The sequence below is a fragment of the Arthrobacter sp. MYb221 genome, assembly GCF_002979835.1.
GTDB lineage: Bacteria > Actinomycetota > Actinomycetes > Actinomycetales > Micrococcaceae > Glutamicibacter.
The window spans coordinates 124,749-150,645 of record NZ_PCPW01000004.1 but is presented as its reverse complement, the minus strand read 5'-3'; the positions used below and the strand labels follow the sequence as shown (position 1 = coordinate 150,645).

General features: G+C 62.8%; 25 protein-coding genes. 10 read left to right on the top strand and 15 right to left on the bottom strand.

Annotated elements, in window-relative coordinates; translation table 11 throughout:
• Positions 1 to 43 precede the first annotated feature (43 nt).
• From CQ015_RS06890 to CQ015_RS06880, 3 genes are read left to right on the top strand one after another with little or no spacing between them, the layout of a single operon-like run.
• Complete coding sequence (locus CQ015_RS06890; RefSeq protein WP_105569543.1) at positions 44 to 1,492, top strand: aldehyde dehydrogenase family protein; 1,449 nt, start codon at positions 44 to 46, stop codon at positions 1,490 to 1,492.
• A gap of 28 nt (positions 1,493 to 1,520) precedes the next feature.
• Positions 1,521 to 2,291, top strand: a complete 771-nt coding sequence (locus CQ015_RS06885) for an SDR family NAD(P)-dependent oxidoreductase (RefSeq protein ID WP_105552728.1) — start codon at positions 1,521 to 1,523, stop codon at positions 2,289 to 2,291.
• Positions 2,292 to 2,344: 53 nt separating this feature from the next.
• Positions 2,345 to 3,121, top strand: coding sequence for a FadR/GntR family transcriptional regulator (locus CQ015_RS06880; protein WP_105649682.1), 777 nt, complete (start codon positions 2,345 to 2,347; stop codon positions 3,119 to 3,121).
• A gap of 36 nt (positions 3,122 to 3,157) precedes the next feature.
• Here the strand turns inward: CQ015_RS06880 and CQ015_RS06875 are convergent, their stop codons facing one another.
• Genes CQ015_RS06875 through CQ015_RS06855 form a run of 5 tightly spaced genes read right to left on the bottom strand, consistent with a single transcriptional unit; the run spans position 3,158 to position 9,735 of the window.
• Positions 3,158 to 4,573 (bottom strand): amidase, encoded by a 1,416-nt coding sequence (locus tag CQ015_RS06875; RefSeq protein WP_105649681.1) that lies wholly within the window; start codon positions 4,571 to 4,573, stop codon positions 3,158 to 3,160.
• A gap of 28 nt (positions 4,574 to 4,601) precedes the next feature.
• Positions 4,602 to 6,380, bottom strand: coding sequence for an ABC transporter ATP-binding protein (locus CQ015_RS06870; protein WP_105649680.1), 1,779 nt, complete (start codon positions 6,378 to 6,380; stop codon positions 4,602 to 4,604).
• Positions 6,381 to 6,382: 2 nt separating this feature from the next.
• Complete coding sequence (locus tag CQ015_RS06865; protein ID WP_105649679.1) at positions 6,383 to 7,234, bottom strand: ABC transporter permease; 852 nt, start codon at positions 7,232 to 7,234, stop codon at positions 6,383 to 6,385.
• Entirely contained in the window at positions 7,234 to 8,181 is a 948-nt protein-coding gene (locus CQ015_RS06860) for an ABC transporter permease (RefSeq protein WP_105649678.1), read from the bottom strand. The genes CQ015_RS06865 and CQ015_RS06860 overlap by 1 nt, the downstream gene beginning before the upstream one ends.
• A 33-nt stretch (positions 8,182 to 8,214) precedes the next feature.
• Positions 8,215 to 9,735 (bottom strand): ABC transporter substrate-binding protein, encoded by a 1,521-nt coding sequence (locus tag CQ015_RS06855; RefSeq protein ID WP_105649677.1) that lies wholly within the window; start codon positions 9,733 to 9,735, stop codon positions 8,215 to 8,217.
• Between the two features lie 188 nt (positions 9,736 to 9,923).
• Between CQ015_RS06855 and CQ015_RS06850 the strand changes: the two genes are divergently transcribed.
• A complete protein-coding gene (locus CQ015_RS06850; protein ID WP_105649676.1) occupies positions 9,924 to 10,682 on the top strand; it encodes a FadR/GntR family transcriptional regulator in 759 nt (252 codons plus the stop codon).
• A gap of 8 nt (positions 10,683 to 10,690) precedes the next feature.
• Here CQ015_RS06850 and CQ015_RS06845 read toward each other — a convergent pair whose 3' ends face one another.
• Positions 10,691 to 11,308 (bottom strand): GNAT family N-acetyltransferase, encoded by a 618-nt coding sequence (locus tag CQ015_RS06845; RefSeq protein ID WP_105649675.1) that lies wholly within the window; start codon positions 11,306 to 11,308, stop codon positions 10,691 to 10,693.
• Between the two features lie 122 nt (positions 11,309 to 11,430).
• Here CQ015_RS06845 and CQ015_RS06840 point away from each other — a divergent pair, with 122 nt between their 5' ends.
• Genes CQ015_RS06840 through CQ015_RS06830 form a run of 3 tightly spaced genes read left to right on the top strand, consistent with a single transcriptional unit; the run spans position 11,431 to position 14,242 of the window.
• Positions 11,431 to 12,705 carry a sensor histidine kinase gene (locus CQ015_RS06840; protein WP_105552720.1) on the top strand — a complete coding sequence of 425 codons (1,275 nt, stop codon included), beginning with the start codon at positions 11,431 to 11,433 and terminating at the stop codon, positions 12,703 to 12,705.
• Entirely contained in the window at positions 12,693 to 13,382 is a 690-nt protein-coding gene (locus CQ015_RS06835) for a response regulator transcription factor (protein ID WP_105552719.1), read from the top strand. The genes CQ015_RS06840 and CQ015_RS06835 overlap by 13 nt, the downstream gene beginning before the upstream one ends.
• Positions 13,379 to 14,242: a DUF4097 family beta strand repeat-containing protein gene (locus CQ015_RS06830; protein ID WP_105649674.1), complete on the top strand. Its 864-nt coding sequence runs from the start codon at positions 13,379 to 13,381 to the stop codon at positions 14,240 to 14,242. The genes CQ015_RS06835 and CQ015_RS06830 overlap by 4 nt, the downstream gene beginning before the upstream one ends.
• Before the next feature lie 82 nt (positions 14,243 to 14,324).
• Here CQ015_RS06830 and CQ015_RS06825 read toward each other — a convergent pair whose 3' ends face one another.
• Together CQ015_RS06825 and CQ015_RS06820 are read right to left on the bottom strand one after the other, a co-directional pair.
• Positions 14,325 to 15,143: a PspA/IM30 family protein gene (locus tag CQ015_RS06825; RefSeq protein WP_105649673.1), complete on the bottom strand. Its 819-nt coding sequence runs from the start codon at positions 15,141 to 15,143 to the stop codon at positions 14,325 to 14,327.
• Between the two features lie 118 nt (positions 15,144 to 15,261).
• On the bottom strand, positions 15,262 to 16,191 hold the full coding sequence (locus tag CQ015_RS06820; RefSeq protein WP_105649672.1) for a LysR family transcriptional regulator: 930 nt from the start codon (positions 16,189 to 16,191) through the stop codon (positions 15,262 to 15,264).
• Between the two features lie 71 nt (positions 16,192 to 16,262).
• Between CQ015_RS06820 and CQ015_RS06815 the strand changes: the two genes are divergently transcribed.
• Positions 16,263 to 17,201, top strand: coding sequence for a DMT family transporter (locus tag CQ015_RS06815; RefSeq protein ID WP_181150367.1), 939 nt, complete (start codon positions 16,263 to 16,265; stop codon positions 17,199 to 17,201).
• A 121-nt stretch (positions 17,202 to 17,322) separates the two neighbouring features.
• Here CQ015_RS06815 and CQ015_RS18905 read toward each other — a convergent pair whose 3' ends face one another.
• The 5 genes from CQ015_RS18905 to CQ015_RS06795 all read right to left on the bottom strand — a co-directional run bounded on the left by CQ015_RS18905 (position 17,323) and on the right by CQ015_RS06795 (position 22,022).
• A complete protein-coding gene (locus CQ015_RS18905) occupies positions 17,323 to 17,487 on the bottom strand; it encodes a hypothetical protein (RefSeq protein ID WP_181150366.1) in 165 nt (54 codons plus the stop codon).
• 200 nt (positions 17,488 to 17,687) lie between these two features.
• Positions 17,688 to 18,860 (bottom strand): histidine kinase, encoded by a 1,173-nt coding sequence (locus CQ015_RS06810; RefSeq protein ID WP_105649670.1) that lies wholly within the window; start codon positions 18,858 to 18,860, stop codon positions 17,688 to 17,690.
• Positions 18,861 to 18,945: 85 nt separating this feature from the next.
• The gene (locus CQ015_RS06805; RefSeq protein WP_105649669.1) at positions 18,946 to 20,190 is read right to left on the bottom strand and encodes an MFS transporter; all 1,245 of its coding nucleotides are present in this window, start codon (positions 20,188 to 20,190) and stop codon (positions 18,946 to 18,948) included.
• Positions 20,191 to 20,291: 101 nt separating this feature from the next.
• Positions 20,292 to 20,927 (bottom strand): isochorismatase family protein, encoded by a 636-nt coding sequence (locus tag CQ015_RS06800; protein WP_105649668.1) that lies wholly within the window; start codon positions 20,925 to 20,927, stop codon positions 20,292 to 20,294.
• 51 nt (positions 20,928 to 20,978) lie between these two features.
• Positions 20,979 to 22,022, bottom strand: coding sequence for an LLM class flavin-dependent oxidoreductase (locus CQ015_RS06795; protein WP_105649667.1), 1,044 nt, complete (start codon positions 22,020 to 22,022; stop codon positions 20,979 to 20,981).
• Between the two features lie 108 nt (positions 22,023 to 22,130).
• On the opposite strand from CQ015_RS06795, the gene CQ015_RS06790 reads away from it, so the two are divergent.
• On the top strand, positions 22,131 to 22,727 hold the full coding sequence (locus tag CQ015_RS06790) for an ABATE domain-containing protein (protein ID WP_105569531.1): 597 nt from the start codon (positions 22,131 to 22,133) through the stop codon (positions 22,725 to 22,727).
• A 38-nt stretch (positions 22,728 to 22,765) separates the two neighbouring features.
• Here CQ015_RS06790 and CQ015_RS06785 read toward each other — a convergent pair whose 3' ends face one another.
• Together CQ015_RS06785 and CQ015_RS06780 are read right to left on the bottom strand one after the other, a co-directional pair.
• On the bottom strand, positions 22,766 to 24,040 hold the full coding sequence (locus CQ015_RS06785) for a carbamoyl-phosphate synthase (protein WP_105569530.1): 1,275 nt from the start codon (positions 24,038 to 24,040) through the stop codon (positions 22,766 to 22,768).
• Positions 24,041 to 24,054: 14 nt separating this feature from the next.
• Positions 24,055 to 25,197 (bottom strand): peptidoglycan bridge formation glycyltransferase FemA/FemB family protein, encoded by a 1,143-nt coding sequence (locus CQ015_RS06780; protein ID WP_105649666.1) that lies wholly within the window; start codon positions 25,195 to 25,197, stop codon positions 24,055 to 24,057.
• A gap of 337 nt (positions 25,198 to 25,534) precedes the next feature.
• Between CQ015_RS06780 and CQ015_RS06775 the strand changes: the two genes are divergently transcribed.
• On the top strand, positions 25,535 to 25,864 hold the full coding sequence (locus CQ015_RS06775) for a metal-sensitive transcriptional regulator (protein WP_096286191.1): 330 nt from the start codon (positions 25,535 to 25,537) through the stop codon (positions 25,862 to 25,864).
• Positions 25,865 to 25,897 lie beyond the last annotated feature (33 nt).

Here is a 25,897-nt window from a genome sequence, read left to right as displayed (position 1 = left end):
ACCAGTAGAGCTTCTGATAGTCGACGACGCGAAAGCAGGAACGGTGTCCACTTATTCAAAGGCCTTCCCGGATGGCTTGCCCATTGGTGACGCGTGGGTTCCGTGCGAAAGCTCCGCACCAGTCGTCTTCCCCTACGATTCATCGATCGTTGCCCAGGCTCCGGTCGGCACCACCGAGCATGCGAGCCAAGCGCTCGATGCGGCGCAGGCAGTCGCCAAGGAAATCGCGCGGCTGAGCACCGGAACCCGACGGGCAATTCTGCTTGCGGTCCACGAGAAACTCGCCGCCCATCGCGAAGAGCTGGAAAACCTGCTGGTGCTGGAAACCGGCAAGCCGCTGGTCGACTGCCGCGTGGAGGTCGCAAGAACCCTGACTACCTGGGCCGCGGCGGCCGAAGAGGTCGCCCACGCCCATGGCGAAACGGTCCCGCTGGACCTTCAGCCATCCGGTGCGGGAATGATCGGCTACTGGACCCGCAAGCCGGCAGGAATTGTCATTGGCATCGCCGGATTCAACTACCCGCTGCTGCTGGCAAGCCACAAGCTGGCTCCGGCCCTCGCCGCCGGCTGCCCCATCATTCTCAAGCCCGCCCCCAACACCCCTTTGGCCACACTGTGGGCGGTCCACCTGATCCGCGAGGCGCTTGCCGAGCATCGGGTCAGCGCCGCGGCGGTGCAGCTGGTCACCGGCGGGATCGAGGTCGGGGAGCTACTCGTCGACGACCCGCGCTCGGCCGTCGTCTCCTTCACCGGCTCCGCCGCGGTAGGCCACCAGATCGCGAAAAACGCGGCACCACGCAAGGCGGTGCTCGAGCTGGGATCCAACACCGGCTTCATCGTGGCCGCCGACGCGGTGATCCCGGACGCGGTGGACGCGGTGCTTCGCGGTGGGTTCTATGCCAATGGGCAGGCCTGCATCTCGGTGCAGCGGGTGCTCCTCGATCAGAAAATCGCCAAGGAATTTGAACGGCAGCTGCTCGCCCGCATCTCCGAGGTCATCGTGGGCGACCCCCGCTCGGCCGACACCCGCGTGGCGCCGGTGATCAATGAAGCCTCCACCCAGCGCATCATGGCTTGGATCACCGCCGCCGTCGAACGCGGCGCGCAGGTGCTGAGCGGCGGCGAGGTGCGCGACGGGGCCATCCGGCCCACGGTGATGAGCGGAGTGCCCACCGATGCGCAGCTGTGGTGCGAGGAAATTTTCGGGCCGGTGATCTGCCTGCGCAGTGTCCCGGATCTGGACACCGCCTTCGAACTGGTCAATGATTCGCGCTATGGCCTGCAGGCGGCGATCTACAGCACCTGCCTGAAAACCGCGTTCCGGGCCATCGATGAGCTGGAAGTCGGCGGGGTGGTAGTCAACGAAATTCCGGGCTTCCGTTCCGACATCATGCCCTATGGCGGGGTCAAGGATTCGGGCATAGGCCGCGAGGGACCGCGCTTCGCCATCGAAGAATTCACCGTGACCCGCATGGCCATGATCAGGCCGTAACTAGCAGTCCTCAGAGAAAGATTCATCGATGGATTACACGCAGTTGTTTCAGTTTTCCGGCCGCCGCGTCCTGGTGATTGGCGCAGGCAGCGGCATTGGCCGCGAGGCCGCGCTGGCCCTCGGCGCCCATGGCGCCGCGGTCATCTGCGCCGATCGCGACCTGGCAGCGGTCCAGGTCACCGCCGGCGAACTCGGCGCGAACGCTTCCGTGCTGGAACTCGATGTCCTGGATTTCCAGGCCGTACGGGCGGCAGCCGCCGAATACAGCGACATCAGCGCGCTGGTTTTCACCGCGGCCACCAACGTTCGCAAGCGCATCGTGGACTACTCCATGGAGGAATTCGATCGCGTGGTGAATCTGAACCTGCGCGCCTCCTTCGCACTGCTCCAGGCCTTCGCCCCGCGGATGGCGGCCAACGGCGGCGGGTCGATTATCGGCATCGCCTCCATCCGCGCCACGGTCGTCGAGCCCGGGCAGAGCGTCTACGCGGCCACCAAGGCGGCGCTGGTCCAGCTGGTGCGCACCGCCGCGGCCGAGTTCGGCGGCCAGTCAGTCCGCGTTAACGTCATTGCCCCCGGCGTTGTGGAGACCCCGCTGACCAGCCAGATCAAGGCGAACGAACAGTGGTACAACGCCTATTCCGAGAAGAGCGCACTGGGACGCTGGGCCAAACCCGAAGAAATGGCCGGGGCCATCGTATACCTGGCCTCGGCGGCCTCAAGTTTTGTCACCGGCTCGGTGCTGACGGTCGACGGCGGCTGGACCGCAATCGACGGACGCTTCACCCCGCCAAATTAGCCTGCACACCAGCTGCGGGGTGCAGCGAGAACCCTGAGGGAAAGGATTTTAAGTTGCCGCAGACACCCGAAGCTCCGGCCGCGGCGAAGACCCGCGCCTTCGAGGCGATTGTCAGCCATATCGAGAATCAGGTGCTCGCCGGCGAACTGAAAATCGGCGACCACCTGCCCGGCGAGCGCGAACTGGTGACCCGTTTCCAGGTCAGCCGGTCCTCGGTGCGCGAAGCGATGCGGGTGCTTGAAAGCAGCGGCATGATCGCCTCCCGCCCGGGTGATCCGCGCGGAGCGGTGGTGCTTTCCCCTACGGCCACGCCGCTGCGCAAAATGATCACCCGGCTCACCCATACTTCCGCCTCCAGCCTTGCCGATCTGCTCATCTACCGCATGACCCTGGAGTCCTCGGCGAACTCGCTCGCCGCGACGAGGCGCACGGATGCCGATCTCTTGCAGCTGGAAAAGGCGATGGCGCGCATGCGGGCCGCGCGCCTGCAGGGCCAAGTGGCCTTCAGCGAAGCTGACCTCGATTTCCATGATGTGGTCGCCAAGGCCAGTGGCCATGCCTTGTTGCAGATCTCCGGCGAAGCCGTGCGCCAATCAATTGAACAGCTCATCGCCTCGCGCATCGAGCAAAGCTCGGATGACCATGCACTGATGCTGCGCACCATCGATCATCACGCCGAGGTGTTTGCGGCCATCGAGCAACAGGACGCCCATCTGGCGGAGCATCTGGCGCGCAGCAGCCTATTCGAATACTACGGGCATCTGCTGGGCGCCGAGGAGCGCGAAGCATTGGCCGCCTTGGCCTCCTTCGGCAGCCCGGCCGAGCCCTGATCCCCCGAAGGGCAGGCTCGACCGTGCCCGGTGGGCCTAGTCCAGGGCCAGCCAATTCGGTGTTGCCTGCGCCGGGCGATGCGCCTCATACCAGCGTGCCGCGCGCAGCAGGTCGGCATCGGCGCCGACCCGGGCGGAGAGCTGCACCCCAATGGGCCGCCCGTTGGCGGTGAACCCGCAATTGACCGTGGCAGCAGGTTGGCCCGACATGTTGTACGGAACGGTGAAGGCGATGTGGCTCATGGTCGCATCCGGGTCCACCACCGGCATCGGCTGCTCGGCGGGGAAGGCGGCCATCGGCGAGACCGGGGAGATCACCAGATCGAAACCTGCGGTCGCGGCGATCGTGGCCCGTTGCATCTGGTCGATCGCGCCGAAGTTCCGGATGGTGTCCGCACCATCAAATCCGGCGCCGCCGGCGCACCAACGCACGATGTAGTCCAGGACTTTCGCCTGGTCTGCTTCGGAAAGCTCCCGGTAGTCGGCCCAGGAACGGGTGCGCCAGAACTTGTCGAGCCGGTCCAGCATGCCTTGATCGATAAACGGATCCAGCCGCTGCACGTTGGCCCCGGCTTCCGCGAAGGTCTCCGCGACCGCTTGCACGGCGGCAAGCACCTCGGGATCGACCTCGGCTCCGGCATTGGCCACGGTATGCAGCCCGACCTTCAAACCCCGCACGTTGCCCCGCGGGGTTTCGAAGTCCATGGGCGCATAGGGGCGCGCGGAATAATCGCGGATGTCTGGCCGGCCGAGAATGGACATGAACGCCGCGATGTCATCCACCGTGCGCCCCATAGGTCCCGCGGCGCGTCCGATATACGGGGCATCCAGCGGAATCAGCCCGGCGCTCGGCTTGAGCGTGGCCAGCCCCTGCCAGCCGCCGGGCAGCCGAATCGAACCGCCAATGTCCGTTCCCACATGGAGCGGACCGTACCCTGCCGCGGCCGCCGACCCGGCCCCGGCGCTGGAGCCGCCGGTGGTCCACGCCGGATTCCAGGCGCTGCGCGAAATGCCGTGCAGGCTCGAGACGCCCGAGGAGAGCATGCCCCAGTCCGGCATCGTGGTGGATCCGAGGATCACCGATCCGGCTTCGAGAATCCGGTCGGTGATCGGTGCGTTGGCGCTGGGAACCTTCGGATTGGCCAGCGCGGTCCCCGAGGGCATGGGAATTCCCGCGCGGGCCACGTTTTCCTTCACCGTGGCCGGCACCCCATCCAGGGCACCGCGTTGCTGCCCGGTTGCCCAGCGTTTTTCACTCATCCGGGCTTGGCGGCGAATGTCTTCCGGATCGAACTGATACATGGCGTTCAGCACCGGTTCGCGTTCCTGGATCCGGGTGATCACCGCCTCGGCGACGTCGACCGGGGAGAGCTCTTTGGCCGCATACCTCTGGCCGAGCTCGCGGGCGGAGAGCTGGTGCAGCGCTGTGGTGCGTTTGGATAGCTGAGACATCTGGACCTTTCAAAATGCGCAAGTGCTTCTAGCGCAGTGCCAGTTCGTTTTGGAGGGACATCGAGGAGTTCACCAGTGTCCGGGTGTACTCGTGCTGCGGGTTCTCATAGATTTGCTCGGTGGTGCCGCTTTCGACAATCTGCCCCTCGTTCATCACCACCACGTTGTCGCAGATATAGCGCACCACCCCCAAATCGTGGGAGACGAAGACCAAGGTGAGCTGGTAGTCATCCACCAGGTCGGAGAGCAGGTTCAGCACCTGCGCCCGAACCGAGACGTCAAGGGCGCTCACCGGTTCGTCGGCCACGAGCACCCGCGGTTCGCAGATCAGCGCGCGGGCAATCGAAATGCGCTGGCGCTGCCCGCCGGAGAATTGGTGCGGGAAGCGTTCGGCCGCGTCGGCCGGCAGCCCCACGGCTCCGAGCATTTCGGCCACCTGTTTGCGCAGCTTGGCGCTGTCCACCTTTTGCCCCGGGGCGAGCAGCGGCTCGGCGATGATGTCGCGGACCCGCATCCGCGGGTCCAGGGATCCCATGGGGTCTTGGAAGACGATCTGCAGCTGCTGGCGCAATTGCAGCAGATCGCGTTCCTTCGCTCCGGAGACCTGGTTTCCCGCGACCTGCACGCTGCCGGAGGAAGGCTGGTCGAGGCCCGCCAGAATGCGAAGCAGCGTCGACTTGCCCGAACCCGATTCGCCCACCACCCCGAAGCGCTGTCCGGCGGCCACCTCGAAGGACACCCCGCGCAGGGCGTGTACTTCGGAGGGCTTGCCGAAGAGGGTGGAACGGCCCACCGGGTAGATCCGATGCAGGTCCGCGACACTGATCACCGGGTTTTCGGAAGGTTTCCCCTGCGCGGCTGGCTCCGCCTCGCCGACGGTGGCCGGTTCCGGCGCGGCCGCCACCGGCTCTTCTGGGACCCGTTCCGCCGGCGCCGCTTCCTCCCGCACGCCCGGTGGCACATATGCCGCGGCCGAGGCCACGGTGAACAGGCGCCCCTGGGCGTCGGTGGCGTCCAGGTCGGAGGCGGCAAGAAGTCCCCGGGTGTACGGGTGCTGCGGGTTGCTGAAGACCTCTTCGGTGCTTCCTTCCTCCACCACCCGTCCGTTGTTCATCACCAGGACCCGGTCGCAGACGTTGGCCACCACCGACAGGTCGTGGGTTATGAACAGCAGCCCGGTGCCGCGCTCGGTCACCGATTCCAGGATCAGGTCGAGCACCTGGCGTTGCACGGTGACGTCCAAGGCGGTGGTCGGTTCGTCGCAGAGCAGCAGGCCCGGGTTGTTGGCCAGCGCCATCGCCAGCATGGCGCGCTGCCGCTGGCCGCCGGAGAGCTGATGCGGGTAGGAGCGTGCCGCACGTTCCGGGTCCGGGAGCTTCACCGATTCCAGCATCTGCACCGCCCGCGCGCGGGCCGCGGCCTTTGAGGGCACGGTCTTGTGGCTGCTCATGATCTCGGCGACCTGCGGGCCGACCTTCATCAGCGGATTCAACGCGGTCAACGGCTCCTGGAAGACCATGGCCATGTCCTTGCCGCGGATCTTCTGCAACTCCCGGTCGCTGGCCTCGACGAGGTTTCCTCCATAGCCCGCGAGCTGAATTGAGCCTTGCGCGGTGACCCCTTCGGGGAGCAATCCCATCAGCGCCGAGGTGGTTATGGACTTGCCCGAGCCGGACTCCCCGATCAGGCCCACCCGGTCTCCGGGTGCCATGCTCAGGTTGAAGTCGCTGACCAGGGTGCGCGTCTTGGTGCCGATGGACAGGTTTTTGACCTCCAGCAATGTGGCGGCCTCTGCATGCTTCGCCATGATCAGCGCTCTCCGTTCAGTTTCGGGTCAAAGCGGTCGCGTAGTCCGTCCCCAAGCAGGGTGAAGCCGAGCACCGCGACGGCGATCGCGGCACCTGGCCAGACGGCCAGCATCGGGAAGGTGCCAAGGAACTGCTGGGATTCTTGCAGCATGCGCCCCCAGGAGGGAACCGGTGGCGGGGTGCCCAAGCCAAGGAATGACAGGGCCGCCTCGGCAAGCACCGCGATGGCGAAGGAAACCGAGCACTGCACCACCACCATGCCCACGATATTGGGCATCACGTGGCGCCGGGCAATTCTCCAGCCGCTCTGGCTGGAGGCCTTGGCGGCCATGATGTATTCGGTGCTCATCACCTGCAGGGTTCCGCTGCGGGCCACGCGGGCGAACCCGGGGATCGAGCCGATGCCGATGGCGAGCATCGCGGTGAGCGTGCTGGCGCCGAAGACCGCACCGAACATGATCGCCACCAGCAGGGCGGGGAAGGCCAGCAGGATATCCGCGCCGCGCATGGTGACCTCTTCGGTGATCCCGCCGCGCATTCCGGCGAGGATTCCCAAGGGCGTGCCGATGACCAGCGCGATGCCGACGGCCACCAGCCCGACCAGCAAGGTGATGCGCGCCCCGTAGAGCACCCCGGAGAATACGTCCCGGCCGTAGCGGTCGGTGCCCATCAGGTGCGCGGCGCTGGAACCTTGCAAGCGGTCGGCGGGAAATGCCTGAACCGGGTTGTAAGGGGTCCAAAAGAATGAGACGAGGGCGGCGAGCACCACAACTGCCACCAATGATCCGCCCACGATGAGCGTGAGCGAAAGCTTGCGGCGGGTTTTCTCGACTGGTATTTGTTCGGCAGCCATTACGCTCCCTTTCGAATGCGGGGATCCAGGATCGTGTAGAGCACGTCCACCACCAGGTTGATGATCAGCGTGATGGCCACCAGCACCATCACCACCGACTGGACCGTGAGCAGGTCGCGGTTGCCTACCGCGTCCAGCAGCATCGATCCCAAGCCGGGGATGACAAAGACCCGTTCGATCACCACGGCACCGATGATCAGCGCCGCCAGCTGCACGCTGGTCACCGTCAGCACCGGAATGGAGGCATTGCGCAAGCCATGCTTGACCAGTGATTCAAGCTTGCCCAGCCCCTTGGACCGTGCGGTGCGCAGGTAGTCTTCGCTCATCACCTCCATCACCGCCGAGCGGACGTAGCGGGTCAGGATCGCGCCCTGCACCGAGGCCAGCGCCAGCACCGGCAAGCACACGCGGGCCAGGAAATCGCCGAAGTCTTCGCCCGGCGGCGTCCAGCCGTTGGCCGGCAGCCAGCCGAGCCCGACCGCGAAGACGACCACCAGCAAGATGCCCGCAAGGAAGTTGGGAATGGCAACGCCTAGCTGGCTGACCCCGCTGATGAGGATGCCGCTGGGGTTGCGGTGCTTGACCGCCGCGTAGGTGCCAAAAGGCACGGCGATCAGCAGCGCGACAACCATTGCCAGCACCACGAGGATCAGGCTCACCTGGACCCGGTCGATGATCAGCGGGCTGATATCTTGCCGGGTGACGTAGGAGGTGCCGAAGTTCCCGGCCGGCAGGCCGAGCGCCCAGTCGAAGTACTGCACGATCAGGGGCCGGTCGGTGCCGAACTCGGCCCGCGTCTTGGCCAGTAGTTCCGGGGTGGCGTTCACGCCCAAGGCGATCTGCGCCGGGTCCCCGGGAATTGCGCGCATGAAGAAGAACACCGCAATAGTTGCAATCACGTAGGTGACAGCAAATCTCACGAGGTTAGTCAGTAATCGGATGCCCAAGTGCGTTCCTCTCTGCCGAAGCGGTGCTGCGGATTACTTCCAGCCGAGGTTGGTCAGATCCAGCGCCTCGGTCACGGAGTTCTCCGGAATTCCGGTGACCTCCGCCTTGGCAACGACGATGTTCGGGAAGATGAACAGGGTGTTCGCCGCCGCGTCGTCGACGATGGTGCGCACCACCTGCTTCATGCCCTCCACGTAGCCCGCTTCATCGGCGGCGTCGGCCTCGGCGGCGAGGTCCTTGATCTTTGAGTTGTCATAGCCCAGGTAGTAGTCCGGGTTGTTGAACATGGCCAGCACGTCCCGGCTTTCCACGGCCAGCACCACGGACATCTGGTAGTCCTGCTTGGTGAAGACCTCGTCCAGCCAGACCGCAGGGAATTCCGCCGATTCGATTTTTGCGTTGATTCCCACGTCGGCCAGCTGGGAGACGACAATTTCGGAGACCGCCGTGGCATAGGGGCGGGTCGGGACGGTGAAGGTGATGTCCAGGTTCTCCGCGCCGGCTTCCGCCAGCAAGGACTTGGCCTTTGCCGGGTCGTAGGGGTACACGTCGTTGAGATCTTCGTAGTACGGGTCGGTGGTCGGGACCGGTCCGCCGACGACCGTGCCATAGCCGTTCCAGGCGGTGTCCACCACGGCCTGCCGGTCGATGGCATGCATGACCGCCTGGCGCACCCGCAAGTCGTCGAAGGGTGCCATGTTGTTGTTCATCGACAACACGATTTCACCGTTTGAGGTGCCGTCGAGGACCTGGTATTTGTCATCCGACTCGAAGCTGGAGAGCAGCTCTGGCGACTGCATATTGTAGACAACATCCACGTCCCCGGACTGCAGCGCGTTGGTGGTGGCCACCGCATCGGCGAAGTAGCGCAGCGAGACCTTTTCGACTCCAGGAGTTTCGCCCCAGTAGCCCTCGCGGGTTACGAACTCGATGGACTGGCCGCGATTCCATGCGTCGATCTCGTAGGGGCCGGTGCCGATGGCGGTCCCCGCCAGGTCTTCGACTCCGCTCGGATCGAAGATGGCCCCGACCAGGGTCCCCATGTCGAACAGCCATGCGTTGCTTGGCTGCTTGAGCGTGATGGCGACCTCGGTGTCGCTGTTGACCTCCACCGACTCGACGATCTCCATCTTCTTCTTCAGGCTGGAGACCCAGGCATCGGATTGGACGCGTTCGATGCTGAATTTGACGTCCTCGGCGGTGAATGCCTCGCCGTTGGAGAAGGTTGCGCCCTCGCGGAGCTTGAACGTGTAGGTCTTGTTTCCGTTGCTCAGCTCCCAGGACTCGGCGAGCAGCGGCTGGATCTTGCCCTCCTGGTCGATCTCTACCAGGCCTTCATACACGTTGGACATGAGCGCCTGCGGGATGGCGGCGCCTGCGGTGGTGGTGAAGTCGAGGTTGACCGGTTCACCGGTCAGCGCCACCGTGACCGAGGTGTTTTCCGCCGAGCCTTCCGAAGAATTTCCGCCGGATCCCGCCGAGCAGGCGGTCAGGACGAGGGAACCAACCACTGCGGCCGCTGCCAATCGGCAGTAATTCTTTTTCGCGCTCATGAGATCTCCATCGGGTCAAAGTGACAACTGAGTGATGTGATCCATACAACACCATATATGCTGATATTTCTACTAAGTTTTCTGGTCTTACCAGTAAACGACATATTTGGTGGAGACCGCGCGGCCGGGGCAGCTGCGCTAGCTTTGTCCATAACGCACTCATCCTCGCAATCAAAGGAAGGCTCCACATGAGCAAGCTGACTTTCACGCCGGCCGTGCCGACATTGACCTACGAGCGAGTTGTGCAGCAAATCGAAGAGGCGATTCTTTCCAAGGAAATCGAGCCCGGGCAGCACCTTCCCAGCGAACGCGAGCTGATGGTGCAATTCTCCGTGAGCCGGCCAACGGTGCGCGAAGCACTGCGCGTATTGCAAAGCCAGGGGCTTATCGCTTCTCGGCCCGGCAGCCGCAGCGGCCCGATAGTTCTGCCGGTTTCGCCGGATAATCTCGGACGCTCCTTTGCCAATATGGCGCGGATTGCCTCCTTGTCGCTTTCCGAATTAGTCCAGTTCCGCATCGTGCTGGAAAGCTCGGCCTGCCAATTGGCGGCGGTCATGCACAACGCCGAACAGCTGGCTGCGATGCGCGACGCCATCGAACGGATGGAGGTGGAAGCGGGAACCGGATCGGATTCCTTCAACCGCGCCGACCTGGATTTCCACGCAGCCGTCTGGGAGGCCAGTGGCAACGCGTTGCTGCGGATCTGCGGCGAGGCGGTATCGGGAGCCATCCTCAACGTCATGAATGAGCAAATGAGCCATTCGGAGAACGAGCGGCGTGAAATGAAGAAGGTCGTGGCCCTGGACCGCGCCATCTTCGACGCCATCGCCGCCGGCGAGCCCGCCACCGCGGGGAACGCGGCCAAGACGGCCATCTCCTCCTACTTCAAGCACAGCCTGGATGAAGATGGCCTGCGCGGCCTGCAGGCGCTGCTCAACCCCGCCTAGCAGGTGGCTCAATGCGCGGTGAGGTCTTTTCGCATGATCAGCCGCGGCATCCGGCTGGCCACCGCATCCGTGCTCCCGATCAGCTCGAATCCCACGCGCTCAAACATTTTCCGCGTCCCCACAAATGCCATGGTGAGGTCCATGCGCCCCTCGGGATCCACCGGGTAGGCTTCCACCGCGGGCGCGCCGAGCGCCTGGGCGTACCGAAGGGCGCCGGTTAGCATTTCGGTACTTACCCCTTGCCGGCGGTAGCCGCTGCGGACCACAACGCAGATAATGCTCCACACCTTCAGGTCATCCACCGGGCGAATGAGCTTCGAACGCTCCAGCAGCGGGACCTGCGACCGCGGGGAAATACTGCACCAGCCCACCGGTACCGAATCCCGGTAAGCCACCACTCCCGGCGCGATGGGCTCGGCGCTCAGGGCGCGCATCGCCGCTGCCCGATCCCCGGCACCGAGCAGCTCAATTTCCTTGGCTCCCAGGCGATGCGAAAGGCACCAGCAATGCTTCTCGCGTCCGCCGGGATTGACCACCGCGGCGAAATCCGCAAAACGATCCGCGGTCAGCGGCAGCACTTCCCAATTGGCCTTGTCTGCTGCTGGACTCTGCGCATTGGCTTCCATGCATCCATCCTGCACCCCCGGGTGCTTTGGCGATAGCCCAAGAAAATCATTCGGGTTTTCCCTACCCTTCTTCTCCGGATCTCTCGATGTTGCTGGCGGCCACGTCAGCATACTGTTGAGCTATGACTTCATCACCAAAGCTTCTCCCGGACGAGAACACCGTCCGGCCACCGTTGAGAATCGGACTGACGATTCTTCACCTGGCAGTTCTGGGCAGCGTCGGCACCGCCATCTCTTGGCTCTTGCTCGGCTGGCTCGCAGCAGGTGCCGCGCTGATATTCCTCCTGGGATTCGGCATCATCGTGCTCATCGGCTTGCTCTACGCGCTCTTCGGGCTCTCCTGGCTAGAAATACAGCGCGTCTCCGGGCTCTATGACCTGAACGTCGCCACCTTATCCTGGCGTCCACGACGCCGCGAAGGGTTCGGCGAGTACATTCGCTCCCTGGGCCGGAACCTGGCCAGCGGACGCATGTGGGCCTCCTTTGGCAGCTTCGTGCTCTCCTGCATCTTCGGCTCGCTGATGATCGGCGCGCTGCAGTGGACGGTGCATACCGCAATCGTCGGCTTCGCTCCGCTGAGCGCTACCGACACCGTAACTGGTCCCTTCGGGCTGCTGGTTCCGGCTTCCCAGGCCCCCTGGCTGTTCCTCTTCACCCTCTTGGGTGCCGCGGTGATAGTCGGTCTGGCCTTCTTGCACCGCGCGGTCACCTGCGCCATCATCGGCGCGATTGCCCGGGAATCCGCAATGACCGAGCGGGTGCGAACCAGTTCGGTCCAGCGTGAAGGCGCGGTGCGTGCCGCTGAGGTGGAACGCACCCGCATCGAACGCGACCTGCACGACGGGGTCCAGCCCCGGCTGGTTTCGGTGGGCATGACCTTGGGCCTGGCCCATCAGCAGATCGACAAGGACCCGGCGCAGGCCAAGGAGCTGATCGCCGAGGCGCATGCCTCGACCAAGTCGGCGATTACCGAGCTGCGCCAGCTCACCCGCGGGATCTACGCCTCGGTGCTCGATGACCGCGGATTGGATGCGGCCCTGTCCGCGGTAGCCGGACGCAGCCATATCCCGGTGCAACTCGATGTGCAGCTTTCCGGACGCTACCCGAGGGACAGCGAATCGGCGGTGTACTTCGCGATTGCCGAGGCGCTGACCAACTCGACCAAGCATTCCCGGGCGGCGACCTGCCGAGTGACGGTGCGCGAACGCGAGGAGGCCGGCAGGCGCTGGCTCTTCGCGCGCATCGAAGACAACGGGGTGGGCGGGGCGCAGATCCTGCCCGGCGGCGGACTGGATGGGATCAATAACCGCGTCCTGGCTGCCGGCGGCACGCTGCGCCTGGACAGCCCGCAAGGCGGTCCGACCGCGGTGGAGGTGAACGTGCCATGCGCGTCCTAATCTGCGAAGACTCGGTGCTCCTGCGCGAGGGCCTGGTCAGGCTGCTGGACCACTCCGGGCATCAGGTGGTCGCGGACCTGCCTGATACCGGCGGACTTATGGATTTCCTGGCCCAGGCCGAGGAATCAGCATTCCCGCAGATCTGCATCCTGGATGTGCGGCTGCCTCCGACCTACACCGACGAGGGAATCCGCGCCGCGCTGGAGGTACGCAAGAACTACCCGCAACTTCCGTTGCTGGTGCTCTCCCAGTATGTGGAGGAACGCTACGCTTCGGAGCTGATCTCCATGCAATCCGGAAGCCTGGGCTACCTGCTCAAGGACCGCGTTGCGGATGTCACCGAGTTCATTGCTTCGCTGGAGCAGATCGCCGGTGGCGGCACGGTACTCGACCAAGAGGTGGTGGCACAGCTGTTGACCAGACGCAATCACGATGACCGGATGCAGCGGTTGACCGATAGGGAACGCAGCGTGCTGACGGCGCTGGCCGAAGGCAAATCGAATCAGGCCATTGCCGCCTTGCTGTTCCTTTCGGAGGCAAGCGTTGAAAAGTACATTACCTCGATCTTCCAGAAGCTTGGACTCGAGGCAGATGGGACGGGAAACCGGCGTGTGCTCGCCGCCCTGGCTCATATCCAAACTTTGGGCACCACTCGCAGCGACAGGACAAACCCATGAACTCCCCAACCATGAACGCGCCGGTTGCACCGCAGAATCCGCAGCCGGCCGGTTCGAAGAAAACCTTGACCCTGGTGCTGGGCCTCATCGGCGCACTGGTCATCCTCGGTGTGATCGCCACCTCGGCATGGCGTGCTTCGCACAGCCTCTCCAGCAGCAATACCACGCAATCCTTGAACACCGAGGGCATCGCCGAGTTGGACGTGGAAGTGGATGCGGGGAAATTTAATATCCTCTTCGCGGAGGTCCCGACCGCAACGTTGGATGTGCAAAGCTCGCGTAGCGGGGAATGGAAGCTTCAACGCGATGGAAGCTCCCTCCTTGTGCGCTCCCCCAATGACTGGGGTGACTGGTGCTTCACCGGTTGCGATTGGGACGAAAACGAGGTCACCTTGACCTTGCCGAACTCACTGAACAGCGGTGAACTCGATGCCGTATTGAAGATGTCTGCCGGTGAATATTCCGTTGACGGCAACTTTAATGATCTGATTATGGAAATGAGCGGCGGCACCCTTGAGGCTGCTGGTGCGGCGAATGGATTGTTCGTAGAACTCGGTGCTGGCAAGACCGACATCGACATGGCAGACGTGCAGGCGGCGAACTTCAATGTTTCGGCCGGCCGCATCGACAGCACCCTCACCGGCAGTTCTCCGAATAATGTCCAGGCCGATGTCAGTGCCGGCATGCTGAACCTGACCCTGCCCAAGGACAGCTACAACGTGAGCGAAGATATCTCCGCCGGCAGCCTCGATAACAGTTTGCTCGTCGATTCGTCGTCGCCGCACATGGTGAAGGTCGAGGTCTCGGCCGGCAACGTGGTCTTGCGCCCAGGGGCGGAAGCGACAACGCCAAAGAAATAAGCGCAACCTTCCGGTAAGACGAAGCTGGCCGCTGGCCGAAGTGAATATTCACTTCGGCCAGCGGCCAGCTTCCGCTTTAGGGCTATGCTTGGTTCTTCTTCATGGCTTCCAGCCGAGCCTCGATTTCAGACATCTGCGGAGCCTGGGATTCAACGGCTTGCGGTGCTGGGGATTCGTCGAGCACGTTCTGCTCGCCTTTCATCGCCGCAAGGCGGGCCTCGATCTCGGTTTCTTCACCTAAATCTTCGAGTGCGGCGAACTGCGAGTCGAGCGAGGAGGCCGCAAGTTCGGAAGCTCCGCGGACCTTGGCTTCGTCCTGGCGGATCTTATCTTCGAAGCGGCTGATCTCCGAGGTTGGATCATTCAGGTCCAAGGCCTTCAGGGTCTCCATCATCTGGCCCTGGGTCTTCGCATTGCGGGCACGAGCGACGAGCTCATCACGCTTGGCGACAAGTTCGACGCGCTTGGCGCCCATGATGTTCAGCCCGTCCTTGAGCTTGGCCACCACCTCGCGCTGGGAGGCGATACGCGGAGCGAGGTCCTTGACCTTCTTCTCCGCTGCCATCTGGCGCTGAATCGCGACGGTGGCTAGCTGATTGAACTTCTGCGCATTGGTGGAGTCCCCGGCAGTGGAGAACTCCTCGGCCTTATTTGACGCCGCGAGCGCCTTCTTACCCCAGGACTTGACCTCTTCCATCGCCTTGGCCTGGTCGTCCTCGGCCATGCGCAGATTGCCGATGGTCTGGGCTACCGCCGATTCGGCTTGGGCAATGTTGTTGGTGTAGTCGCGGACCTGCTGGTCCAGCATCTTCTGTGGATCTTCGAGCGCGTCGAGTGCCGCGTTGGCGTTGGCTTTGCCGATCCCGAAAATACGGGCCCAAATTGAGCGTTTCTTGGCCATGGTGCGTCCCTTCGTTAACCGCAGCTTTAACTCTATGCGACGCGGCACCCAGCGCTAAACTGCGCGGCTGAATTCCGCGGTGCGTTGAGCGTGTTTTCCCGGCTCGGCACGGCTTGAGCTAGCTGCCCTCGGCATGGCGGCGGGTCTCCTCGGCAATTTTGACAATGCGCTCGATCACGTTGCGCGTGCTCACCCGGGATTGCGCTTCGGGCCTGGTCAGCACGTCGATATGCCGGCCCAGGGCGAGTGACTGGATCGGGCGCAGCACCACGTGCTCGCGGAAGTATGGGATCAAGCCGGTGTACCGAGGCAGCAGTCCCACCATGCGCGTCTCGGCGATAATGGCCGCCACCAGATTGAACTCATTGACCCGGTGCGTGATCTGGATCGGCGTGCCCGCGCTGGCAAACATCGCCTGGACCAGGAGCGGCTCCAGCGCGAAGCCCTCATGGGCCGCGACCCAGGTCTCCCCCACCAGATCGGTCAGGCTCACCGTCTGCTGTTTCGCCAGCGGATGCTCCCGGTGGATCGCCACGTCGATCGGCTCCTGCAGCACGGAAGTGACATGCACCCGCTGGCCCGGCCAGGGGTCCGAGGCCAGCGGGCGGTGGGCGATCACCACATCGTGGTCGCCGACCAAATCGATGAAACCGTTGATCGACACATCCTCGTCACGGCAGCGCACCGCCGGCCCATCGGGGTCGGCCAGGCTGCTTGCGATCAGCGACGGAAACCAGGCCAGGCCGGCGCTGTGGAAGGCGGTGACCGAAACCGGCTCGCGGCGCGCCAAGAGATACTCCGCCACCGAGTTCTCCGCGCGAGCCAGGGATTCGAGCACCTCGCCGCCGGCATCCGCCAGCCTCTCGCCCGCGGGAGTGAGCACCAGCACGCGGCCGCGTTGCTCGGTCAGCGGCAGTTGAACGCCCCGCTGCAGCGAAGCGAGCTGTTGGGATACTGCGGACGGGGACAGATGCAGCGCCTGCGCCACGGCGGTGACCGACCCCCGGTCCCTGAGCTCCCGAAGAGTTCGAAGATGATGCACTTCCATGAAGCTCAGCTTACGCGATAGTGAAGATAATGCCCGTTGTTCTGCATGGAATGCCTCTCTACTGTAAAAGCATGACCTCCGCTTTTCCCCGCCTTCGCCGCGCCCTTCCCGACCTGGTACTCCTGATCGTCGCAATCATGTGGGGCGGAAGCTATCTGGCAACCCAAGACCTGGCGGCGGCCTCCTCGGCAGCTGCGGTGATGTGCGCCCGGTTCCTCCCCTCGGCCGCGATCCTGTTGTGCGTGCATCTGTCCCGGCCCCAATTCAGGCTCCGGGATTCGGCCCTTCCCGGCATGATGCTGGGCACGCTGCGCGCGGCGACCATCGCTCTGGAGACGATCGGGGTCACGCTCACCAGCGCCACAAACGCGGGACTCATCATCGCTCTGTCCATCCTGCTCACCCCGATCCTCGAATCCGCACTCACCAAAAGACGGCTCTCCCCCTCGCTGGTCGCAAGCATCCTGCTCGCCCTGATCGGGATCATGCTGCTCGTGGGCGGGCAAAGTTTTTCCGAGCTCAACCTCGGCGATGGGCTGATGCTCGCCGCGGCGGCAACGCGGGCCCTGCTCGGTGTGGCCGAGGCGCGGTTCACCGTCGGCAAGAACGCCGACGTGCTGGGCTTGACCACGATGGAGATCGTATTTGGCGCGGCCATCTTTGCCGCGTGGGGCGGAAGTTCGCTGCTGGATCACATTCCCGACTTCGGTGCCGCGAATTGGCTCACCATTGGCTATCTCTGCCTCGGCTGCACCATCTTCGCGTTTCTCGGGCAGCTGTGGGCGACGAAGCACACCTCGGCATCACGGGCGGGCATGCTGCTCGGCACGGAACCCGGATGGGCGCTGCTCGTCGGGGTGCTTCTCGCAGGGGAGCGCATCGGCACCCTCGGATACGCTGGTGCCGCGGTGCTGCTCTTTGCAACCTGGTGGGGCGCACGTGCCGAGCGGCGCTGGCGGGGTAGCGGACCGAGCCGCCCGAAGGCCCCCGCACCGGTGGTCCGGGGATGACTGCGCTAGCTGCCCGGGGCCGGAAAATACTCCGGCCTGGCACCGCAACGAGATGCCCTGGCACCGGCGCGACAAGAATGGCACTGCGGAAAGGCCCCGCATCGCCTCGGATGATCATCCGCTACGCGGTGCAGGCCTCATTGGAGCATCCGGCATCGCGTGGAAGATATGTTTCGGTTTCCTCGACCTTTTCCCACACCACATGCCGGTGCTGTCCGCAGCGCTCGCAAGACGGTGCCAAATACGTGGCCCGTTCCTCCATGGTGTATGCCCGAAAATCGCCCATCTCGACCTCCCATAGTGTGTGCGAGCCCCGCGCTGTCGCAAGTGCCGCATCGTTTGGTGCCTTCACTCTACGCCCGGTTTTCGAACCCGGCTATAGCTACTTTGCTTAGGGCCTCACTAGGGAAGATCCAGGTGCTCCAAGCACATGGCGGGTGACGGGGCCCTACTGCACACCAGGCTTACGAATCAGGGCCTGCGAAGCTATGATTTCTTGTCATTTTCTTTGCGCACGGTTGCCGACAGCAGGTAGTTCGAGCCCAGCCGTCCCCACTCTATGGTTCCGCCGTCCTCTTCGGTTGCCGTACGCAACCGGGTCAGGCCCTGCCCGGGACGGGCTTGCGGATTAGGCCTAGGAACACCGTTGTTGCGCACCGATACGGTCCAGTGCGGGGTCCCGTTTTCGTCATCGTTCTCGCGGATCCAAATGACTATTTCGCTCGGATCCGCATGCTTAACCGCGTTTGTGGCGGCCTCACGGATAATCCGCATGGCTAGCTGCGGGAAATTCTCGGTTTGCCCGAGCCCGGAGCTATGGATGCTCACCTCGATTCCGGCATCGCGCAGCGAGGCGGCAATCCGTTCGACATCTTCGAGGGTGGCAGATAACTCCTCGGGAGGTTCTTGATGCCCCAAGGCATCGAAGGTACGGCGCAGGGCCGTTAACGCCCCGGTCACCGCTTGGCGCACATGAATCAGGCGCAGAGCCGTGCTGGTATCGGTCAGCTCGGAGTCGAGGGCCGCATTAGTATGCAACGAAGCCACCGCAAGGTTGTGGGCAATCTCGTCATGAAGCTGATAGGTCACCCGTGCGCGTTTGGTCAACTGCTGCTGTGCTGTTTCCGCGTTCGACGCCCGGCGGGCAACGTGCTCAAGCTGTTCCATATGCTCACGCAGGATCTTGCGGTTTGCCCGCAGTTCTCCGAAGGCAACGGCCAGCAGCGCCAGCGCGGCGAAGGCCAGCAGCTCATAATCGAAGATTTCTGCCGGTGCTTGTCGCTGGACCAGCTGTAGCGCCATGCCGAAGAGCAGGATGCCCGCCGCGCTAAGCAACGCGAAGGTGCGGTGTCCGGCACGAGTTGCCCCCGCGAGAAAATAAAGCAGGGGGATAACTAGTGCAATATGCGGCAGTTCAAGCGCTAGCCAGGCACAGATCCCCAGAGCTGCGATGAGCATGATCGCACGCGGAAAACGCTCTTGCAGTACGGAAAGGACGGCGAACCCGACGGCAAGAATTCCGGCAGCGACTACGAGTGCAGGGCCAAGGGATTCTCCCCAGCTTGCGGGATCGCCGACGAGGCAGAGAAGCATGACGGCCAGAAATATGGCCGCTGCCCAGAGACTCTTACTGATGCGCAGGCTGCCGTTTTCTTCCACTGCTTCAGTCTATGTCTCTCCCGCCCAAACCTCGGGATCCGAGTAGCTGATTGCAGGTCATCCGATCCGGAATGCTCTTGGCGGGCTAGGCGTCGATGCGAATTGGGGCGCCGTTGTCTTCGACAAAACGAGGCCGGCCCGCCATGATGCCGGTGAAGGTCTGGAAAATGATCACCGCAGCGATCAGCAATAGCGGCGTGGTCCAGGAATTGGTCACCTCGTGGAGGGCTCCGACGAGGAAGGGCCCGGGAATTGCGATCAGGTAGCCCACCGATTGCCCGAAGGTGGAAAGCCTGCTCACCCCGGCCGCGGTATGCGCCTTGAGCCCGATCATGGTCAGCGCTAGTGGGAAGCTCGAACCGCAGATGCCTAAAAGCGCCGCCCAAATAAAGGCTCCCTGCACCGGCGCGATGAATATGCCGATCACCGCCAGTATCCCGGCTATGCCATTGATAATCACCAGAGGCCCCTGGTGCGAGAACCGTGCAGCGAGTGCCGGCATGATGAAAGACAGCGGCACCCCGACGCCGAGGATCACCCCGAGCAATGCCCCGGAATACGCTGGGTTCACGCCGAAGTCGGTGAAGATCTTCGGCGCCCACCCCATGAGGATATAGGCGACGGTTGATTGGGCGCCAAAAAAGAGTGCCACCCACCACGCGGTGGCGTTGCGGCTCATCGGCCCGATCTCCAGGGCGGCGACGGATAGGTTCGAGGAAGGCAGCTGGCGCTGCGCGATCTGATTGCGCAACCCGAAAAAGACTACGACCCAGATGAATACCGCAATCAGCGCAAGTATCGCCCAAATCCCTAGTCCTCGTCGCCAGGCGCCGCCCACTGCCTCGTTTACGGGCACCGCGACGGTTGCGACGACCGAGGCGCCGAGGGCGACCGCGGTGGTGTAGGCGCCGGTGACTATTCCTATTTTTGCGGGGAACCAGCGTTTGACGAGCACCGGCATCAGGATATTGCCGACCGCGATGCCGGCCAGCGCCACCGCGGTAAAGATGAAGAACACCCAGGTATTGGGGGCCACAGAGCGCAGGGCCAGGCCAAGAAGAATTGCCAGCATTGCGGCGATAACTACCACTTCTGGGCCACGTTTTCCGGCCAGCTTGGGTGCCAGCGGCCCGAGCACCGCGAAGCAAAGGGGCGGCACGCCGGTGATGAGCCCGGCGACGAAGCCGTTCATGGCCAGACCGTCAATGACCGGGTCCAGTAGCGAACCAAGTGAGGTTACCGCCGGGCGCAGGTTCAACGCCGCGAATACCAAGGCGATGATCAGCAGCGCGCCGAAGCCCTTGGGCAGCACTGGGTGTTTGGAGTCCATGGCTTCATCCTAGCCAGCGAACATCGGGTAACAGGCCCTTGATTACCTCTTACGCAACGGCGGGCGTGAACTCTCAAGTTCACGCCCGCCCTTTGGCCAAGCTACTGCCGGTGCTGCTTCTGGCCTTCCATCGCCGAGACGACCAGATTGCTCGCTTCCAGCGCCGCGCCCGCGTCGAGCGCGCCGATCCAGGCCTCGGTGGTTGCCACCGCAGCCCAGTTGGAGTGCAGCAATGCCATCAAGGTTCCATGCACCTGTTGCGCGCTGGCGGAACCCGCCTCGTTGCCGATGTTGATGGCGCCGGTTGCGTCCGAGAGCACTTCGACCTTGAATCCCAGAGGTTCGGCGGCGGCCACGGAACCGATGACGCAGTTGTTCGTCATGTATCCGGTCACCGCGATCGTGTCTATCTCATTTTCGCGCAGCCAGCTTTCGAGCTCGGTGCCGGCAAAAACACTGGCGTAGGCCTTGGTGAAGACCTTCGCGGCCTTGTCTGCACGCCGTTCGATTTCAGGGTTCAATTTGAAGGTTGCCGAACCATCTGCGAACACCGGCGCTTCGGACGGAAGCTGGTGCTGCACGATATATACCGGAATTCCGGCGCTCTGCGCGGCGTCGATCGCCTCGACGGTGCGAGCCAGGGACTGTTCGCGTGGCGGGTACTGGATCTGCAGCAGGCCTTCGAAGTATTCCTGCTGGACGTCGATGACAATCAGGGCACGGCGTGGGGTGTTCATATTTTCTCCTATTTTCTGTCGGGTATAGCGAATGAGTCGGATGCAGGCGGGCTACGCCCCGTAGTGCTTGGCCAGCAGCTCCAGGGTGTTGATCTCCGCCGTTGCCGAGTAGGCCCCAATGACCAGCATGATCTCGTCAACTCCGGTTTGTTCTTGGAGTCGTTCGAGGCGCCCTGCCACGGTGGCTGCGGTGCCGGTGAAGGCACGGTCGGTGTACATCTCGATGATGGACCGTTCGTTGAGCGTTCCGTCGAAGGCCGCGACCTCTTCGGGGGAGAACAGCGTGAAGGATTCGCGCTTGAACATGCGCAGCATCGCCATGGCCATGCTGGAGGCCTGGCGCTTGGCCTCGTTCGGGTCTTCGTCGGCAACCGCGGTGACGCTGACCATGGAGTAAGGAGCGTCGAGCACCGCGGAGGGTTCGAAATTGTCCCGGTAGATGCGCAGCGCGGTGTCGATGTCGGCATCCCCGAATTGCAGGGCGAAGGCATAGGGGCGGCCGAGCTTTGCCGCCAGTTGAGCGGAGTACGGCGAGGAGCCGAGCATCCAAAGCTCGGTAGCTAGCTGCGGGTGCTGGACCCGGTTTTCCTTGGCCTGCCACGGGCCGGGGACCGCATGGACGGTGCTGTAGGGATGCCCCTCGGGGAAATCGTCATTCATGAATCCCACCAGCTCGGCAACCTGCTGGGCGAAGTTGTCATTCGCTCCTTCGCCCCGGCGCAGCGCGGTGGCCGTTGCATGATCGGTGCCCGGCGCCCTGCCGAGCCCGAGATCGATGCGCCCGGGGGCCAGCGCGTCCAGCGTTCCGAATTGCTCAGCGATGACCAGCGGTGCGTGGTTCGGGAGCATCACGCCGCCGGCGCCCAGCCGGATTCGCTCGGTTTCTGCGGTCAGGCGCGAGAGCACCAGCGGAGGTGAGGACACCGCCAGACCCGGCATCGCGTGGTGCTCAGACATCCAGAAGCGGTGGTATCCCAGTTCGTCTGCTTTTCGTGCGAGCTTGATCAGCGCATTAAAGCCTTCTTGGGCGGTGCGTCCCACTCCAACGCTGCCACCGGTATGGGCATTGAGCGCAAAGGGTGCGGATCCGAACATTGGTGCGGGGTACAAGTAAAACCTCTTTATCACGGATAAAATCTATTTATAACGTGATATCAAGATAACACGACCTCACGATAAATATCTACTGATACCATGAGATGCATGTCCGAAGCATTGCTACCCCCAGCCCCCGGCACACAAAAGCACCTGAGCCTCGACCTGGTCAACAGCGTGCTCCACCTACCCGGCGGGAAGATTGTCGACGAGCTGGATTCCCCAGAGGAAACGACCGCCTGGCTCAAGAGGCGCGAGCTGGTTGACGAAGATGCCGCATTGCAGTCCTACTGCCAGAACAGGCTCAGCGGATTGCGCGCAGACCTGCGTGAAGCCTTCTCCATGAGCGCAGCGCAACAGCCTTTCGATCCGCAGATACTGGAGCGGTTAAACAAGGCGCTAACCGCGGCCCCGCATATTCCGCTGCTGCGCTACTCCCCCGACAACGGGTTCTACCGCTCGACGGAGCACCCGGTCACGCGCCTGGTGGAATATGCGATGTCGGTGATCACCGAAGATGCCGCGACGCTTCTAGCTTCGGAAGAGTCAGCGTTACTGGCACAATGCGAGGCCGAGCCCTGCCAGCGGTTCTTGCTGAGAACCCATGGGCGGCGGCAGTGGTGCTCGACCCGCTGCGGGGACCGAGTCCGCGCCGCTCGTGCTTATGCACGCAAACGCGAGAAGGCGTTAAAGAGCTCAGCCTAGGCTCAGGGCCTTGGCTGAAAACTGCCGGATGCAGATGCCTACAGGCTACGCGGCGGGAATTTCTTGTACTTGCGGTAGTGGTTGACCGCATTGAGCACCAGGTAGAACTTCCGGCGAGGATGCTTCTCTGCCTTGAATTTCAGCGGGTTGGAAACCTTCCCGGACTTCAGCAATGCGGCAGCCTTCTGCCCGGTTTCGCTATCCAAGAAGCGGCGCAGCAAATGGTGCGGGAGCACGGTGAACAGATGCTGGCGGCTTAGCTGCAAGATTCCGATCCCGGTATCGAGGACCGCATCGGTGTGCGGGTCTGAGCGATCAAACTCGACGCCAAGGAACTCGGTGACGTAAAAACGCGCAGGATTAACTCCGGCCGCGGTCAGGTAATAATGATTGCGTCCCAGACGAGGATTGATTTCAAAGAATTTGATGGATCCATCGCGGTGGTCGTATTTGGCATCGATCATCGCGATCCCCTGCCAGCCGAGTTCTTCGAGCAGGCGCGCACCATCTTGGGACATCTGGTCATGCTGCCCGGTGACGATGGCTGCGGAATTACCGAGCACCAGCGGCGCGTGCTCTTCGACCACCACCTCGCCGTATCCGGCGAAGATGACCTTCTTGTCCTGAGTGGCGAAATAAGTGCACAGACGCATCGCGTCATCCGAACCGGGAATGTATTCCTGCAGGATATACCCCGAGGTGTAGCCGCTCGCGTCGATACGAGTGAGCAGGTCCTCAAGTTCGGCGATGCTCCGCAGGGTGTGGATTTTCTGCTTGCCTTCAAACTTGGCGGCGATCCAGTCCCCCGAGCTCGAGGGCTTGCCGATCAGCGGGAAGGTCAGCGACTGCGCCAATTCCTGCAGGTCTTCTCCGGCCCGGTAAACGGCGGTGCGCGGGTGCGCAATTCCCAGCCGGTCGGCGAGCGCGTAGAAGTTCTCCTTCAGCGCGGCGCCTTCGATGGTTCCCAGTTCCGGGTAAGGGATGACAAAATATTCACTCAACACCGCACGGTGCTCGGCGATCAGCATGATATGGAAATCGAGGGAACCGAAGAGCATCAGCGGTCGATCCACTTCGGCGTTAAGCTCTTGGGCCAGGGAGATGAGTTCTTCAACTACCCGCCCCTGGTCAACCATGGACCCGATGGGATGCAGTTCGATGGCCACCGAGTGCTCGATTACCCCGTTGCCTGAGGCAGGCACAACGACCGAGCGCACCTGGTATGCCTCATAGAATTCGCGGGCGAGGGTGTAGGTGCCGATATCTCCGCCAAGAATAACGGGAACGAAAGGCTGAGAATTCTCGATTGCCATAAGGTTTTTGGTTCCTACTTCTGTCGCCAGTTCATGTACTTCTCAAATGCCCAAGCAAGTGGTTTGTTGAGCGCCAGATCCCATTCGCCATTGGTTTGCACGATATCGCAGCCGGTGTTGGTCTTGAACTTGGTCAGCCCTGCCAGATGGTGTGCGCTATCCAAGGTGGCGCTCACCCCGCCCTGGTCCAGGTACCTGCATCCAGCCTCGGTGGAATCCGAAATCATGTGATGCATCAGAGCCTTGGGCGCGAAGAGCTTGCGCTGTTCGGAAGACGAGGCGCCGTAGAGATACCACGCAAGGTTGCTTGAGCGCAGCACAATAGCCGAAGCCAGGTCGACGCCCTCGTGGCTAGCGATGTAGAGGGTGCAGGAGCCGGGTACCGCAGCATTAAGTACCGTGTGCATCTTTTCGAAATAGCTCAGCGGGCGACCGGTGAACTCTTGGCGTTCGGCCGTGTGGTTATACAGTGCATGGAAGCGTGCCATGTCCTGGGTCTCGCCGATTTCAACCTTGAGCTCGCTCTTGAGCGACTTACGCGTTTCGTTGCGAGTGGATGAGGAGTAGGAAGCCATGACCTGCTCGGTATCCAGCTGGTTTCCCTCGGCATCTTGTAGCACAACCCGGGCCACGTACTCCGGCTGCCCCGCGGCGAAGTCCATTCCGACGTCCTGCTTGGTGAACCCCAAGTCGCCGAGCGCCTCGTTGAGCTTATGGGCTTCTTCATTGACCGACACGGTTTCCAGGTCCGCTAATGAAGCAAGCTCTTCCTTGCCAAATGCTTTTCGCACAGCCGCCGCACCCCAGGTGCGCATCGCCAGCCCTGGGCCGAGGCGCAGCTGGAAGGCGCCGCGGTTTTTCAGATAGCTAGCGAGAATAGAAAGCACACCCTGCGGGTCATAGGTTGTGAAATCAATGACCGGGCCGTCGGGTATGTAGGCGAGGGTCTTTTTGATCACCGGCGCATGGCGGTGCAGGACCAGGGCGACTCCAACGAGGGTGTCACTTTCGAACCAACCGAGCGATTCGCCCCGCCATCCCCCCTTGACCTGCGCCCATTCGGGACGCTGAAGGAAGCTGACATCTTGCGCGGTTGCAAGGAACGCGGAGTGCTCGGTGCTGGATATCGGACGCACGCGAAGTTCATTGTGGCTCACACGTAGAAGCCTATCGTGGTTTGCGCACCGCCCCCGGGTTGAGACATACCGCCAGCGGCCCTCGCGCCCAAGAACACTCGCAGGATCACTGGCAGAAACCAACTGGTGCGCGGTGTCAGTCTGTGAGCAATTGGACACCCGCACTTGCCGGAAACCAGTTGCATACGTGAGCCGTGGCGGACAGAACTCGCAGGACGCGCCTTGGCCCATGATTTCCAAGGGCAGGCAACGAGCCAGAGAAGCCCATGCGGAGACTAAGTCCTGCAAATAATTTTCTTACCGAAAGTCACCATTGAGGCCACGTGCAATTCATACCCCTCGGGGGTATTATTGATGTATGGACTCTCAAACTAAGCAGGCGCAACCCACAGCACCCCACGGATACACTCCTGAAAAGGAGGCGCTGCGAAAGCGCTTGAACCGTATCGAAGGCCAGGTGCGCGGAGTTGCCCGCATGGTTGATGAGGACAAGTATTGCATTGATATTCTCACCCAGATCTCAGCCATCAACGCAGCCTTGCACAAGGTCAGCCTCCAACTAGTCGAAGACCATATCGGCCACTGCGTGGTGGGAGCCGCCGAGGAATCAATCCAGTCCGGGGATGCGAGCATCGTTCAAGACAAGATCTCGGAAGCCACCGCAGCCATCTCCCGGTTGCTGCGCTGATCCTCGAAGACCTTCCAACCTTTTCCACGAAAG

What these genes read in the sequence shown, in the direction of transcription:
- CQ015_RS06885 (WP_105552728.1), top strand. Translation starts at nt 1,521, where the DNA reads ATGGATTACACGCAGTTGTTTCAGTTTTCCGGCCGCCGCGTCCTGGTG.
- CQ015_RS06875 (WP_105649681.1), bottom strand. Translation starts at nt 4,573, where the DNA reads ATGTCTCAGCTATCCAAACGCACCACAGCGCTGCACCAGCTCTCCGCC.
- CQ015_RS06870 (WP_105649680.1), bottom strand. Translation starts at nt 6,380, where the DNA reads ATGGCGAAGCATGCAGAGGCCGCCACATTGCTGGAGGTCAAAAACCTG.
- CQ015_RS06865 (WP_105649679.1), bottom strand. Translation starts at nt 7,234, where the DNA reads ATGGCTGCCGAACAAATACCAGTCGAGAAAACCCGCCGCAAGCTTTCG.
- CQ015_RS06855 (WP_105649677.1), bottom strand. Translation starts at nt 9,735, where the DNA reads ATGAGCGCGAAAAAGAATTACTGCCGATTGGCAGCGGCCGCAGTGGTT.
- CQ015_RS06850 (WP_105649676.1), top strand. Translation starts at nt 9,924, where the DNA reads ATGAGCAAGCTGACTTTCACGCCGGCCGTGCCGACATTGACCTACGAG.
- CQ015_RS06845 (WP_105649675.1), bottom strand. Translation starts at nt 11,308, where the DNA reads ATGGAAGCCAATGCGCAGAGTCCAGCAGCAGACAAGGCCAATTGGGAA.
- CQ015_RS06840 (WP_105552720.1), top strand. Translation starts at nt 11,431, where the DNA reads ATGACTTCATCACCAAAGCTTCTCCCGGACGAGAACACCGTCCGGCCA.
- CQ015_RS06835 (WP_105552719.1), top strand. Translation starts at nt 12,693, where the DNA reads ATGCGCGTCCTAATCTGCGAAGACTCGGTGCTCCTGCGCGAGGGCCTG.
- CQ015_RS06830 (WP_105649674.1), top strand. Translation starts at nt 13,379, where the DNA reads ATGAACTCCCCAACCATGAACGCGCCGGTTGCACCGCAGAATCCGCAG.
- CQ015_RS06825 (WP_105649673.1), bottom strand. Translation starts at nt 15,143, where the DNA reads ATGGCCAAGAAACGCTCAATTTGGGCCCGTATTTTCGGGATCGGCAAA.
- CQ015_RS06820 (WP_105649672.1), bottom strand. Translation starts at nt 16,191, where the DNA reads ATGGAAGTGCATCATCTTCGAACTCTTCGGGAGCTCAGGGACCGGGGG.
- CQ015_RS06815 (WP_181150367.1), top strand. Translation starts at nt 16,263, where the DNA reads ATGACCTCCGCTTTTCCCCGCCTTCGCCGCGCCCTTCCCGACCTGGTA.
- CQ015_RS18905 (WP_181150366.1), bottom strand. Translation starts at nt 17,487, where the DNA reads ATGGGCGATTTTCGGGCATACACCATGGAGGAACGGGCCACGTATTTG.
- CQ015_RS06805 (WP_105649669.1), bottom strand. Translation starts at nt 20,190, where the DNA reads ATGGACTCCAAACACCCAGTGCTGCCCAAGGGCTTCGGCGCGCTGCTG.
- CQ015_RS06800 (WP_105649668.1), bottom strand. Translation starts at nt 20,927, where the DNA reads ATGAACACCCCACGCCGTGCCCTGATTGTCATCGACGTCCAGCAGGAA.
- CQ015_RS06795 (WP_105649667.1), bottom strand. Translation starts at nt 22,022, where the DNA reads ATGTTCGGATCCGCACCCTTTGCGCTCAATGCCCATACCGGTGGCAGC.
- CQ015_RS06790 (WP_105569531.1), top strand. Translation starts at nt 22,131, where the DNA reads ATGTCCGAAGCATTGCTACCCCCAGCCCCCGGCACACAAAAGCACCTG.
- CQ015_RS06785 (WP_105569530.1), bottom strand. Translation starts at nt 24,040, where the DNA reads ATGGCAATCGAGAATTCTCAGCCTTTCGTTCCCGTTATTCTTGGCGGA.
- CQ015_RS06775 (WP_096286191.1), top strand. Translation starts at nt 25,535, where the DNA reads ATGGACTCTCAAACTAAGCAGGCGCAACCCACAGCACCCCACGGATAC.